Consider the following 13489-nt stretch of genomic DNA (forward strand, 5'->3'; position numbering starts at 1 on the left):
AACGTCTCCTTTACATCCAGCGGTTATGATGACCGCTGGATGTCTATTATGCAAATTGCAGGTTACGCGGATGTGATTATGAGGTCGCGACCGCCGGGCGGACGTTAAGGTGGTGGCGTAGCCATAGCGCGATGGCGCCCAGTACCAGCATCATCACCACTTCCACCGCGAGGAAATCGATCAGCGCCCGCGGATAGTCGCCGCCGCTGCGCTGGGCAAGGGCTAAGAATAGCGAGCCGAGAATCGCCGGACCCAGACCCAGCGTCGCCTGTTGCAGAGTGCTGAGAATCGCGCTCCCGGCTCCGGCGTCGCAGGCGCTGATATCGCGCATCCCGATACGGTAAAAACTATTGACGATCAGGGCCTGCCCGTAGCCGATAAGCGCCGTGGACGGGACCAGCGCCAGGGTGGTGGTGTGGATACCGAGGCGATAAAAGGTCGCGCTCAGCAGCAGCAGGCCGACAATCTGCACCGCCAGACCAGTCAGCAAAATGCGTCCCATGCTGTAGCGGGCTATCAGTTTCGGCGCGTACAGCGCGGAGATGAAGTAGGCCACGCCGAGGGCGATAAAGCTGTTGCCGGACTGCCACGGCGCCATCCCCAGACCGGCCTGCATGGTCAGCGCCATGCAGAACATGAACGCGGACCAGGCGCTGAAAAAGAGCAGGGCGATGGCCATGCCAAAGCGAATGCTGGTGAGCTTCAACAGGCGAGGCGGCAAAAGCGGCTGCTCGCCGCGCTGCTGTTTGCCCAGCGCGCTGGCCCGCATCCAGACCAGCAGCGGCAGCACCGCAGCCAGCATCAGCTGCAGCGTCCACGGCCAGTGCAGTTCCGGCCCCAGCGCCATCGGAAACAGCAGGCAGCAGAGGATCAGCGCAAGGCTAAAGGTGCCCTGCCAGTCGATGCGCGAATGCGCTTCGCGCCGCGTCTCCGGGACGTATCGCGGACTGAAGGCCAGCACCAGCAGGCAGATCGGCACGTTAATAAAGAAGGCGTTGCGCCAGCCTAAACCGGCGATATCCGCCGACACCAGCCAGCCGCCGCCCATCTGGCCGACGATAAAGGCGATACCGCCAATGCCGCCGTACAGGCTGATGGCCCGGGCGTGGGCGGTGCCTTTCAGGGTGACATGCAAGGTGGCGAGGATTTGCGGCACGATCAGCGCCGCACCGGCCCCTTGCACCACGCGCGCCGCCAGCAGCGTATTGATGGAGTTCGCCATCCCGCACAGCAGGGAGGCGACGCCAAACATCGCCACGCCCCACATAAACAGGCGACGGCGGCCATAGTTGTCGCCAAGCTTGCTGCCCATCGCCAGGCAGACGGCAAAGGCGACGCCGTACAGCGCGACGATCAGCTCCAGCTGAGTGGCGCTGGCGTTAAGCGATTGGGTAATGGAGTCCAGCGCGACGTTGGCGATCGAGGTATCGATCAGCGGCAGCATCTGGCCGGTCAACAGAAGGAATAAACCGGCGCGGCCGGGTGAAACGGCAGACGAATTCATCGGATCTCTCCATTGCGTCATTCAGCGGATAGCCGTAGCATCACCGATAAATTAAACGGGTACCAGTTCCTGCTTATACTGGTATTGGTACTACCATGCTGGAGGTTTTATGACGACCATGCCGCAACGTGAAATGACCCTCGCCGCGCCCGATGACGGCCGCAAACAGCTGGGGGCGTTTCTGCGCGCCCGCCGCGAGAGCCTCGACCCGCAGCGCCTGGGATTGCCCCGCGTTGGCCGGCGGCGCACGCCGGGCCTGCGGCGGGAAGAGGTGGCGATGCTGGCGGACGTCGGCGTCACCTGGTACACCTGGCTGGAGCAGGGGCGGGAGGTCAATCCGTCGGCGGCGGTGCTGGTAGGGGTGGCGAATGCGCTGCAGTGCAGCCCGCTTGAGACCCGGCATCTGTTTGTGCTGGCCGGGCTGACTCCGCCTGAGGCCACTCAGGTGACGGTATGCGAAGGCATCAGCCCCGGCACCCGGCGGATGCTCGATAGCCTGATGCCGCAGCCCGCCAGTATTCAGAATCCCGGCTTTGATATTGTGGCCTGGAACGACAGCTTCTGCCGCCTGATGGGTATCGATTTCGTCACCATCCCGGAGGAAGATCGCAACTGCATTTATCTGTACCTGACCAATGAAACCTGGCGCAGCCGCATCGAGAATCGCGACGTGCTGGCGACGTTTGTCTCCTATTTCCGCGCGGCGATGGCGGAGCACCGCGGCGATCCGCTGTGGGAAAATAAGCTGGCGCGCTTTTTCGCCGCGTCGGCGGAGTTCGAGTCCCTCTGGCATCAGCGCTATGAGGTGCGCGGGGTGGAAAATCAGGTGAAACACTTTAACCATCCGCAGCTCGGCCGCTTCAGCCTGCAGCAGATGTACTGGTACTCGGCCCCGCGCAACGGTTCGCGCCTGCTGGTCTATTTGCCGATGGATGAAACGGGCGAGCAGGCGCTGGCGTGGCTGGATAAACATTAACGACAGGGAATGCCTATGAACGTGGTCCGAAAAGAGCAGCGCATTATTCAGCGTACGCTCAACGCCTGGCGGCCATTGGTCGCTATGCGGAGCGCATCTGGCACGTGGGGGTATCCTCGCTGCAAAATACTGCGGGCTATTCCCGGGGGCGGCGCTTGATGCGCCTTGCCCGGGCTACGGGTTCCCACAGTGTGTAATTTTGTAGCCCGGATAAGGCGACAGCGGCAATCCGGGGATTATCCTGACGTAAAAGAAAAGCAGAGAATTAAATCTCGGTAATCGTCGTCGCCTGCGGCAGGCGTGACTTCGGCAGGGCGGCGTTGAAGTCTTCGACGCTATGATGGCCGACCGGCACCACCACCAGGCTGGTGTAGCCCTGGGCTTTCAGGTCGAATTCGGCATCGAGAATCGCGAAATCGACGCCTTCAATCGGCACGGCGTCCAGACCCATGGCCGCGACGCCAAGCAGGAAGTTGCCGACGTTGAGATAAACCTGCTTCGCCATCCACTGGTCGTCGTCGTGCAGCTCTTTGCGGTGCATATCGGCAAAGAAGGTACGGCCTTTGTGGTTCGCGGCTTTGGCTTCGGCGTTCGCAAAGCGGCCGTCGGCCTCTTCCTGATCGACCACGCGCTCAAGCCAGGCGTCATCCATTGCGGTTTTGGCGCAGAAAACCACTACGTGGGAGGCATCGAGAATTTTACGTTCGTTAAACACGTAGGTGCCGCTTGCCGCTTTGGCGACGCGCGCTTTACCTGCATCGCTGCTGGCAACGATAAAGTGCCACGGCTGGGAGTTGGTGCTTGACGGGCTGTACTGCAGCAGCGTTTTCAGGTTTTCCGCCTGCTCGGCAGTCAGCTTTTTAGTGGCGTCAAATGCCTTTGTGGAGTAGCGCTTTAAGGCAACCGATACGATATCCATACTCTTCCTCACTGTTTACAACCCCTTGCGGGTGCGTTTCGTGAAGGAAGAGTACAGCGATGACGGAAAAAAGATAAGGGGCAAAAATGCGATAACACTTATCGCGCAGCGCTGAAAATCACCGCGGGCGCAGCCGCTGCTGCTCTTTTTTACTGAGTTTATCGACGATCAGGTTCCACGAATCATCGATCAGCTCCGCCAGCAGATCTACGCTGATATCTTCGCCGGGAACCACGGTGATCCAGTGCTTTTTGTTCATGTGATAGCCGGGCTCGATGCTGCGGTAAATCGCCTGATGAAGCAGTGATTTCTGCGGATCGCACTTCAGGTTAACCAGCGCGCGGCCGCGAACCGTCGCGGTCAGCATAAAAATCCGCCCGCCGACTTTAAACACATCGTACTCCGGGCCAAACGGCCAGCAGTGCTCGGTAAAGGGGAGCTCCAGCGCGATACGATGCGCGTGGTCATGCAGCGAGCGGTGGTCCATCAGCGATTGTCCTCGGCAAGCGCCTGCCACATCGCTTCAAAGCCCAGCTCGACAAAACGTACAGCGCGCTCCGGCTCGTGGCAGGCGTATTCAATGGTAGTTTCGGCCAGCGAAAGAAACAGCGCATCGCCAAAGGTGCGGTATTCTTCGGATTGAAAAACGGGCTTGATTGAACGCTGGCAGAGTTCATTGAGCTCGGGAAACATCTCTTTGACGCGGTTGCGGGTTTCGTCGGTGATCCTTTCACTCAGCGCCATCCGGCGAATCGCTTTATGCTCCATGGGATTACGCACGCCCCAGCCGATATAGCTGTTCCAGATATTGCGCGTGTTCTCTTTCGACTCGGTCTCGTTCGGGTTGAGACCGGCGATCATTGTCTTAACCAGATCCGCTTTTATGGTCAGATAAAGCTCGTTGAGCAGATCGTCCTTGGTGGCAAAGTAGCGAAACAGCGTACCCTCGGCAACCCCGGCGCTGCGGGCGATGGCGGAGGTTGAGGCGGCGATTCCCGATTGGGCAAAGGCGGCGGTTGCGGCCTCCAGTAACGCTTGCTTTTTATCTTCACTCTTAGGACGAGCCACTACACTTTACCTCACACATGATAAAACCACGATCTAAGCATGCCTGACATGGGCACTGCAACGCTGTCTGTCAAAATTTGAAAATCGTCTTGACGACTTTCAGCTTCTTCCTAATAATGAGTGCTTACTCACTCATAATCAAGCCTTATAACTAAAACCTCCAGGAAGGAGGATTTCGCCAGGTCAGGATATGAACCGTGTCACTTTCAGCGTGGTCGCCATCATGTTATTAGCGTCAGCAACAACTTTGCCGTTTGTGTTAAATGCCGGATTTGGTCAGGCGCCACAGGGCGCGCAGCTCAGCCTGGTGGAGCAGTCTCCGCACTATCGCGACGGCCAGTTTCACAATCAGCTTCCGACGCCTGGGTTTACCGGGCAAAAAAATATGCTGGCCGCGTGGTGGGAGTTTCTGGTCGCCAAACGGGAAAACGCCAGACCTGCCCAGCCGCTGCCGCTGGTGAACACCGATCTGGCCAGCCTGCCGTTAGGGCAGGACGCGATGGTCTGGCTGGGGCACTCCTCGTGGTATCTGCAGCTGGCGGGCCAGCGCATCCTGATTGACCCGGTGTTTAGTCGCTATGCGGCGCCGTTCTCGTTTATTAATAAGGCCTTTGCCGGCGATTACCCGTGGCACGCTGAGGGCATGCCGGAGATCGACCTGCTGATTATCTCGCACGATCATTACGACCACCTCGATTACGCCACCATTAAAGCGCTGATGCCGAAGGTCAAGCGGGTGGTGACGCCGCTGGGCGTCGGGTCGCATCTGCGCTACTGGGGAATGGAGAGCGCGATAATCAGCGAGGCGGACTGGAATCAAGCGGTGCCGGTGAGCGATGAACTGACGGTACACGTCCTGCCGGCGCGCCACTTTTCCGGCCGCGGCCTCAAGCGCAACCAGACCCTGTGGGCCAGCTTCATGTTCGTCACCCCGCAGCAGAAAATTTACTACAGCGGCGACAGCGGCTACGGCCCGCACTTTAAAGCCATCGGCGAACAGTTTGGCGCGGTGGATTTGGCGATCATGGAAAACGGTCAGTATGACCAGGACTGGAAGTACATCCACATGATGCCGGAAGAGACGGCGCAAGCCGCTGACGATGTTCGTGCACGCGCGGTGTTGCCGGGCCATGCCGGGCGCTTCGTGCTGGCAAAACACACATGGGACGATCCGTACATAAGGCTGGCGGAGGCCAGCACAGGGCGACCGTGGCGACTGCTGACGCCAATGTTGGGTGAGTCGGTTTGGGTCGCTGATAAAACGCAATCATTTAACGCCTGGTGGCGCTAACGATGAGAGTGGTTCAGGAGGAGAGAGGACATATGACTATTTCCGCTCAGGTCATTGATACTATCGTCGAGTGGATTGATGATAATTTGCATCAACCGCTACGTATCGACGATATTGCGCGCCACGCCGGTTACTCGAAGTGGCATTTGCAACGGCTGTTTTTACAGTACAAAGGGGAGAGTCTGGGGCGCTATATCCGCGAGCGTAAGCTGCTGCTGGCGGCGCGCGATCTGCGCGATACCGATCAGCGGGTCTACGATATTTGCCTGAAATACGGTTTTGACTCGCAGCAAACCTTTACCCGTATCTTCACCCGCACGTTTAACCTGCCGCCGGGCGCCTACCGTAAAGAAAACCACAGCCGCGCGCACTGAAAGCGTCCGCCGGGGGAAGACCGGCGGACGTTTTTCTTACCAGGCGTAGTTCACCGTCGCCGTCACCGTCCGACCAATGCCGTAGAAGCAGGCGCTATCGCTGGCGCAGGAGGCCACGTATTTGGTATTGGCGAGGTTGTTGACGTTGAACTGCACTTTCGCCCCTTTCAGGCTCGAATTCAGCTCGCCTAACTCATAGCTAACCATGGCGTCGTACAGATCCACTGCCGGTACCTTAAACGTGTTTTTCGCATCGCCGTAGCTGGTGCCGATATAGCGTACGCCAACGCCCGCGGTCAGGCTTTTTAACGCGCCGTCCGGCAGGGTATAGCTGGTGAACGCCGAAGCCATATGGGTCGGAATGCGTGCCGGCGTTTTCCCTTCGGTACCGACGACGGTGGTATTGACGGTTTCCGCGTCGGTGTAGGTGTAAGACGCGATCAGATTGAGGTTATCGAAAACCGTCGCGTGCGCTTCGGCTTCAACGCCTTTCGAGCGCACTTTACCGCTGTTTTCAAACCACCCGGCCGCGCTGTTGTAGGTCGCGACGTTGCTCTGCGTCAGATCGTACAGCGCGAGGGTCATCAACGCGTTTGGGTCAGGCTGGTATTTCAGACCCACCTCAACCTGTTTGCCTTCGCTGGGATCGAACGGTCCGACGCCCGGCGCGCGGTTGGTTTGCAGGTTAGGTTCGAAGGAGGTGCTGTAGCTGATATAGGGGGAAAGACCGGAATCAAAGGCGTACAGCAGGCCGGTGCGCCAGGTGAACTTATTATCATTCTGCTGGGTGCCGCTGGCGTCGGTAAAATCGGTGGTGCGCACTTCCGCCCAGTCGTAGCGCCCGGAAACTAACAGTTCCCAGTTCCGCCAGCTCAGCTGATCCTGAACATACACCCCGGTCTGGTCGAGATTTTGCTGTTCATTAGTGGCGGGACTGAAGGCGCTTTCATCGACGTTAACCCCATAGCTCGGGCTGCGCCAGTCGATATCGTACTGCGAGCCGCCGGCCCGACCAAGATACTGCTTATCCTTACTGGTTTTGTAATCCACACCACCAATCACCGTATGCGCCACCTGACCGCTGGCGAACTGCGCTTCAAGCTGGTTATCGATGCCAAACTCATCGGTCTGGCGCTGTTCATGCTGGGCGCGGCGGGAGAGTACCGAGCTGTTGGCGGCGCTGGTGGAGTAAACCAGGTAGCGATACTTCTGTTTGATGGTGGCGTAGCGGGCATTCTGGCGCAGAGTCAAGGTATCGTTGAGCTGGTGCTCAAATTCATAGCCAATCATCGTTTGTTCACGCCACGACTGGTTGTAGCTGGGATCGCTGACGTTAAAATCGCGCGGAATATAGCTGCCGTCGACGCTTTCCACGGTACCGTAACGCGGCAGGAAGTTACGGTAGCCGGCGTCCGGGTCTTTCTGATAGCTGGTTAACAGGGTAAAGCGCGTGGCGTCATTAGGATACCAGGTGAGGGCGGGAGCGATAGCCATCCGCGTCTCTTTATAGTCATCGATCTGGTTATTCTGGGTGCGGGCGATCCCGTTCAGGCGATAGAGCAGGTGGCCGTCATCGCTCAGCGTACCGCCAACGTCGAAAGCGCCTTCGGCGAGGTGGTTATTACCGGTACGGAACTGCACCTCATGAATCGGCTGGCTGGTCGGGCGTTTGCTGGTCATGCTAATCAGCCCGCCGGGGTTGACCTGACCAAACAGCACCGAGGCCGGGCCGCGCACCAGCTCGACGCGCTCCAGCAGCCACGGGTCGAACGTGCCGGTTTGCGACGAGGCGGTGGCGCCGTAGCTCAGGCCATCAAGGAATTTGGGCACGTAGCTGAAACCGCGTACGAATACCTCGTCGTTGCGGTTAGATGAACCGCGGTATTCGGTAAAAACGCCCGCGCTATAGCGCAGCGCCTGGGAAACCGAGGTGACGTCCAGCGCCCGCATTTGATCGCGGGTGACCACCGATACCGACTGCGGCGTTTTGACGATCTCCGCGGCGGTCTTTGTTGCCGACAGCGTTTTTGTCGCCACGATTCCCTTCAGCGGCGCGGTGGGATCCTCGCCGCTGCCGGCGGTGACGACGATCGTTTCCTCCGCCGCCAGCGCCAGCCCGCCAAACAGAGATGCCGCCACGCCCGCGGCCCAGAAAGCTGTTATCTTATTATATTTAAACATGTTTATTTTTTATCCTTGGTTGAATCGCCATCAAAAAACGCCCACGTCGAGGGGAATCGACCGACGCCTATCATTAACGGCGTTAATGTTATTGCAAATAGTTATTATTTGCATTAGCGTTATTAACAAATTCTTACAAGGAAATTTCGGCTAATGAAGACGGCGTGGAGCGGCCTGCTGATTGGCATGAGTACCCTACCGGCGGCGGCAATGAACTGCGAATCTCCCTCGTTACAGGGTGAACTACAGGGGAAATTCGACGCCAGCGGCGAGGTCTGTTTTGACCTGCCGACATTGGGCGAGAACTACGTCGCGGCGACCCTCTCCGGCGTCACCGATGCCCGACTGCTGGATGACAATAACCGCCGTCTGCGCACGCTGCTGGCGGGCGGTCCGGCGGACGGCGAGCAAACCCTGCTGTTTTCTCTGCCGGTACACCGCGCCTCATCGCTGGTGCTGCACGGCGAAGAAGGTGCGCGCTGGCGCTTTCAGTGGCAGATGCGGGAAACCACCGCGCTGGCCAAAATTCAGCCGCTGGATCCGGTCAGCCCGCGCCTGCAGCGGCTGAAGCGTGAACTGGCGGCGGGAGGTTCAACGGCGCATTTCTGGCAGGAGCGCGAGCGGGAAGGGACGCCAATGGTGGAACCGGTGGACGCCGGCCATAAGCGGGTAACTTTCCTGTGGCGCGGGGCGAGCCGCAACGTGTTTATTCTGGGTTCGCCGGCGGGGGATCACGATCCGCTGTTTCGCCTCGGCGATTCTGACGTCTGGTTTCGCAGCTACGTGGTGCCCGCCGATACCCTCATGCAGTATAAGCTGGCCCCGGACGTGCCGCAGGTAACCGGCAGCGCGCGGGAGCAGCGGCGGGCGATTTTGGTCAGCGCCCAGGCTGACCCGCTCAACCCGAACAGCGTCAATGCCGCCCACGACCGCTGGAATCGCTACTCTCTGCTGGCCCTCAATGCCGCGCGTTTTTGCACCGCCCAGCGGATGGCGCAGCCGCTCCGCTACGGAACCTTAACCCGCCATCAGCTGCGCAGCGACTTTCTGCAAAATACGCGGGAAGTGCTGATTTATCGCCCGCGGTTGCCGCAGCCCGCGCGCTGGACCCTACTGCTCTTTGACGGCAAAACTTACCAGCACGAGTACCGCCTCGCCAACGTGCTGGATGCCCTGATCGCCAGCCATCGGCTGCCGCCGATCAACGTGGTGTTTATCGATAGTCTCGATCATCCGCGACGGGCGAAGGAGCTGCCGCCAAATCCGCACTTCGCCGATTTTATGGCCCATGAGCTGCTGCCGTGGCTGCGCCGCCAGGGACTCAGCCTGAGTCGGCAAAAAACCGTGGTCGCCGGCTCCAGCTACGGCGGGCTGGCCGCGTCCTGGGTAGCGCTGCGCTATCCGCGACAGTTTGGCAACGTATTGAGCCTGTCCGGGTCATACTGGTGGGCGCCGCAAGGGGAGGAGGCCAGCTGGCTGACCCGCCAGTACCAGCAGTCGCCGCGCTATCCGGTGCGCTTCTGGCTGCAGGCGGGGAAATTCGAAACCAACGGGCCGGACGGCGGCATTTATGCCAATACGCTTGAATTTGAGCAGGTGCTCAAAGAGAAGGGCTATACGGTGAGCTTCCATCCCTCCTCCAGCGGCCACGATTACGCCGCCTGGTGCGAAGCGCTGATCAGCGGCATGCGTGACCTGACCGGCCTAGCGCTCAACGGAAAACCAGCGACGCCAGACCCAGCGCAGCAGCAGATATTCAACCGCGCCCAGCGCTAAAAACCACAGGCAAAAGATCAGGGTATAAAGCTGGTTGAGATCCATCAGATGGAATGTCGCCACCAGCTTTTGCGCCAGCGTCAGGCCCAGCGAGGGCGCCGGCAGCAGCAGGCAGGAGAGCAAAGCCAGCAGCAAAATGCCGGCGGCGCTGAGGAGCGTTTCTAGCGGATGTTTCATTATTTGTTAATCATCAGTTAAAAACATATTGTCCGGTAAAAAGAGAATCAATGCAATATCGTTTCGTACGCAATCATATTACGCCTTAAGTATTATATTTAAACGTCCTCGCTTATTCCCATGTTAATTATTTTGGCACTATTTGTGATTAAGTTAATTACACCGTAATGTAAATTAACGTCATTATTAAGCCAGCGCTTTTACAAAAGTATAGGTGCTATATCCCACCAGAGTCGCGATAATAATGGCCAGCAGGATGTACAGTACCAGACGGCGTCCGCGGTAGATTCCAAACATAGTAGACCTCGTTTAGTTTTGGTTTATTAATATTCTGCAATAGTTGTTTTATAGAATTAACTTACCATAAATTTTGTATTTGCGAGAGATTAAATATTGCGCAAGCTTAAATTATCTCCGCTGTTTAAAATTTTTCTCATTGGCCCGGAATGATTCCAGGCTTTCCGCCTCACGGAATTTTAAGGGAGATATATTTTGACCAAAACGATCAAAACTAATAATACCACCCCCTCAGGGGATGTCGCGCCACGCCGCGCATATCAGCAGACGGTTGATGCGGTGCTGGCGCAGACTAAAAGCCATGCCAGCGGCCTCAGCGCCGCCGAGGCCGCAGAGCGTTTGAAAACCTTCGGCCCCAACGCCTTGCCGGAGAAAAAAGGCAAGCCGGCCTGGCTGCGCTTCCTTGCCCACTTTAATGACGTACTGATTTTTGTCCTGCTGGCCGCCGCCGCGCTCACCGCGGTCATGGGCCACTGGGTCGATACGCTCGTCATCCTTGGCGTCACGGTGATCAACGCCCTGATCGGCCATATCCAGGAGAGCAACGCCGAAAAATCGCTGCAGGGCATCCGCAATATGCTCTCCAGCGACGCGCGCGTGCAGCGCGGCGGCAAGCATGAAACCATTCCCACCCGCGACCTGGTGCCGGGCGATATCGTGATTCTGCGCGCGGGCGACCGCGTCCCTGCCGATATGCGCCTGATTGAGAGCCATAATCTGCGGGTTGAAGAAGCGATTCTCACCGGCGAGTCGACGGTGGTGGATAAAACCACCGACGCGCTGGAAGGCGAACTGCCGCTGGGCGACCGTACCAATATGCTCTTCTCCGGCACCACCATCAGCGCCGGCGGCGGCGTTGGCGTGGTGACCGCAACCGGTCAGGAGACCGAGCTCGGCCACATCAACCAGATGATGGCGGGGATTGAGAAGCACCGTACGCCGCTGCTGGTGCAGATGGATAAGCTCGGCAAAGCGATTTTCGTCATTATCCTCGCGATGATGGCCGCACTGTTCGTCTTCAGCCTCGCGCTGCGCGACATTCCTCTCGGCGAGCTGCTGCTCTCCCTGATTAGCCTGGCGGTGGCCGCCGTGCCGGAAGGTTTACCGGCGATTATCTCGATTATTCTCTCCCTGGGCGTACAGGCGATGGCGCGTCAGCGGGCGATTATCCGCAAGCTGCCGACGGTGGAAACCCTGGGCGCCATGACCGTGGTGTGCTCGGATAAAACCGGCACCCTGACGATGAACGAAATGACCGTCAAAGCGATCATCACCGCCGACTGCTGCTACCGCGTCGAGGGCGACAGCTACGAGCCTCAGGGTAACATCTGCCTGGAAGGCAGCAACGAGCCGGTGCAGATTAAAGCGGGCAGCGTACTGGAAACCTATTTGCGCACCATCGACCTGTGTAACGACAGCCAGATGATTCAGGACGAGCGCGGCCTGTGGGGCATTACCGGCGGGCCAACGGAAGGGGCGCTGAAGGTGCTGGCGGCGAAAGCGCGGCTTGCGCCCGTCGACGCGCGGCTGGTCGCGAAGATACCGTTCGACTCGCAGTATAAATACATGGCGACCCACCAGAAAATGGGCGACGTCGAGCAGGTGCTGATTACCGGCGCGCCGGACGTGATTTTTGCCTTGTGCCGCCAGCAGTTGAGCAAGCAGGGGGCGGTGCCGTTTGAGCCTCAGTACTGGGAAGAGGAGATGGCGCGCTTTGCCCGCCAGGGCCTGCGTATGGTCGCCGCCGCCTACAAACCGGCCAACGTCGGCAGCACCACGCTGACCCACGACGATCTGCGCGAAGGTCTGGTATTCCTCGGCATTGCCGGAATGATGGACCCGCCGCGTCCGGAAGCGATTGACGCTATCCACGCCTGCCAGAACGCGGGGATCCGCGTGAAGATGATTACCGGCGACCACCCGCAGACGGCGATGAGCATTGGCCAGATGCTGGGGATCACCAACAGCAGCCAGGCGATGACCGGCTACCAGCTGGAGCACATGGACGATGCCGAGCTGGCGAAAGCCGCCGTTGAGTACGATATCTTTGCCCGTACCAGCCCGGAGCACAAGCTGCGCCTGGTGAAAGCGCTGCAGGGTAACGGTGAAGTGGTTGGCATGACCGGCGACGGCGTCAACGACGCCCCGGCGCTGCGCCAGGCCGACGTCGGGATCGCCATGGGGATCAAAGGCACCGAGGTGACCAAAGAGGCCGCCGACATGGTCCTGACCGACGACAACTTTGCCACCATCGCCAGTTCGGTCAAAGAGGGGCGTCGGGTCTACGACAACCTGAAGAAGACCATTCTGTTCATCATGCCGACCAACCTGGCGCAGGGGCTGCTGATTATCATCGCCCTGCTGGCGGGGAACATCATTCCGCTGACGCCGGTGCTGATTTTGTGGATGAACATGGCCACCTCCGCGACGCTCTCCTTCGGCCTCGCGTTTGAAGCCGCCGAGCGCAACGCCATGAACCGTCCGCCGCGTAAAACCGGCCAGCACGTTATGGACGCCTTCGCCGTCTGGCGCGTCGCCTTCGTCGGCACGATGATTGCCGTGGCTGCCTTTATTCTGGAAGCCTGGCTGGCGCCGCGCGGCCACAGCCCGGAGTTTATCCGCACCGTCCTGCTGCAGATGCTGGTTACCGCACAGTGGGTGTACATGATTAACTGCCGCAGCAGCGACAGCTTCTCGCTCAACATGGGGCTGCTGCGTAACAAAGGCATCTGGCTGGTGAGCGGCGTACTGCTGCTGATGCAGCTGGTCATCATCTACGTACCGGTGATGCAGACGATGTTTGGCACCGAAGGGCTGCCGCCGCGCTACTGGTTCATCACGCTGGTCATCGGTATCGCGATGTTCCTGGTGGTCGAAGTTGAGAAACGCCTGACCCGTCGTTTCCGTAAAACCGCGTAGCGTGTCT

Annotated in this window: 11 protein-coding genes; 5 read left to right on the forward strand and 6 right to left on the reverse strand. The window is 59.0% G+C overall.

Annotated elements, in window-relative coordinates; all coding sequences use genetic code 11:
- Positions 1 to 76 precede the first annotated feature (76 nt).
- Entirely contained in the window at positions 77 to 1504 is a 1428-nt protein-coding gene (locus KOSB73_RS10110) for an MFS transporter (RefSeq protein WP_064362419.1), read from the reverse strand.
- Between the two features lie 109 nt (positions 1505 to 1613).
- On the opposite strand from KOSB73_RS10110, the gene KOSB73_RS10115 reads away from it, so the two are divergent.
- Positions 1614 to 2480, forward strand: coding sequence for a helix-turn-helix transcriptional regulator (locus tag KOSB73_RS10115; protein WP_098140482.1), 867 nt, complete (start codon positions 1614 to 1616; stop codon positions 2478 to 2480).
- 265 nt (positions 2481 to 2745) lie between these two features.
- Here KOSB73_RS10115 and nfsB read toward each other — a convergent pair whose 3' ends face one another.
- The 3 genes from nfsB to KOSB73_RS10130 all read right to left on the reverse strand — a co-directional run bounded on the left by nfsB (position 2746) and on the right by KOSB73_RS10130 (position 4467).
- Entirely contained in the window at positions 2746 to 3399 is a 654-nt protein-coding gene (nfsB, locus tag KOSB73_RS10120) for an oxygen-insensitive NAD(P)H nitroreductase (protein WP_004135351.1), read from the reverse strand.
- A 118-nt stretch (positions 3400 to 3517) separates the two neighbouring features.
- Complete coding sequence (locus KOSB73_RS10125; RefSeq protein ID WP_004135353.1) at positions 3518 to 3886, reverse strand: MmcQ/YjbR family DNA-binding protein; 369 nt, start codon at positions 3884 to 3886, stop codon at positions 3518 to 3520.
- On the reverse strand, positions 3886 to 4467 hold the full coding sequence (locus KOSB73_RS10130) for a TetR/AcrR family transcriptional regulator (RefSeq protein WP_004135355.1): 582 nt from the start codon (positions 4465 to 4467) through the stop codon (positions 3886 to 3888). Before KOSB73_RS10130 ends, KOSB73_RS10125 begins: the two co-directional genes overlap by 1 nt.
- A gap of 190 nt (positions 4468 to 4657) precedes the next feature.
- Here KOSB73_RS10130 and KOSB73_RS10135 point away from each other — a divergent pair, with 190 nt between their 5' ends.
- Together KOSB73_RS10135 and KOSB73_RS10140 are read left to right on the forward strand one after the other, a co-directional pair.
- Complete coding sequence (locus KOSB73_RS10135) at positions 4658 to 5758, forward strand: MBL fold metallo-hydrolase (protein WP_098140483.1); 1101 nt, start codon at positions 4658 to 4660, stop codon at positions 5756 to 5758.
- 32 nt (positions 5759 to 5790) lie between these two features.
- A complete protein-coding gene (locus KOSB73_RS10140) occupies positions 5791 to 6132 on the forward strand; it encodes a RamA family antibiotic efflux transcriptional regulator (protein WP_004130221.1) in 342 nt (113 codons plus the stop codon).
- Between the two features lie 36 nt (positions 6133 to 6168).
- Here KOSB73_RS10140 and KOSB73_RS10145 read toward each other — a convergent pair whose 3' ends face one another.
- On the reverse strand, positions 6169 to 8313 hold the full coding sequence (locus tag KOSB73_RS10145; RefSeq protein ID WP_004135359.1) for a TonB-dependent siderophore receptor: 2145 nt from the start codon (positions 8311 to 8313) through the stop codon (positions 6169 to 6171).
- A 153-nt stretch (positions 8314 to 8466) separates the two neighbouring features.
- Between KOSB73_RS10145 and KOSB73_RS10150 the strand changes: the two genes are divergently transcribed.
- A complete protein-coding gene (locus KOSB73_RS10150; protein ID WP_049086050.1) occupies positions 8467 to 10089 on the forward strand; it encodes an alpha/beta hydrolase in 1623 nt (540 codons plus the stop codon).
- On the opposite strand, the gene KOSB73_RS10155 is transcribed toward KOSB73_RS10150, so the two are convergent.
- Positions 10018 to 10266 (reverse strand): DUF1158 domain-containing protein, encoded by a 249-nt coding sequence (locus KOSB73_RS10155; protein ID WP_004135363.1) that lies wholly within the window; start codon positions 10264 to 10266, stop codon positions 10018 to 10020. The genes KOSB73_RS10150 and KOSB73_RS10155 overlap by 72 nt on opposite strands.
- A gap of 492 nt (positions 10267 to 10758) precedes the next feature.
- Here KOSB73_RS10155 and KOSB73_RS10160 point away from each other — a divergent pair, with 492 nt between their 5' ends.
- A complete protein-coding gene (locus tag KOSB73_RS10160) occupies positions 10759 to 13482 on the forward strand; it encodes a cation-transporting P-type ATPase (protein WP_049088992.1) in 2724 nt (907 codons plus the stop codon).
- Positions 13483 to 13489 lie beyond the last annotated feature (7 nt).

Origin of the sequence: Klebsiella grimontii (assembly GCF_900200035.1) — a bacterium.
GTDB lineage: Bacteria > Pseudomonadota > Gammaproteobacteria > Enterobacterales > Enterobacteriaceae > Klebsiella > Klebsiella grimontii.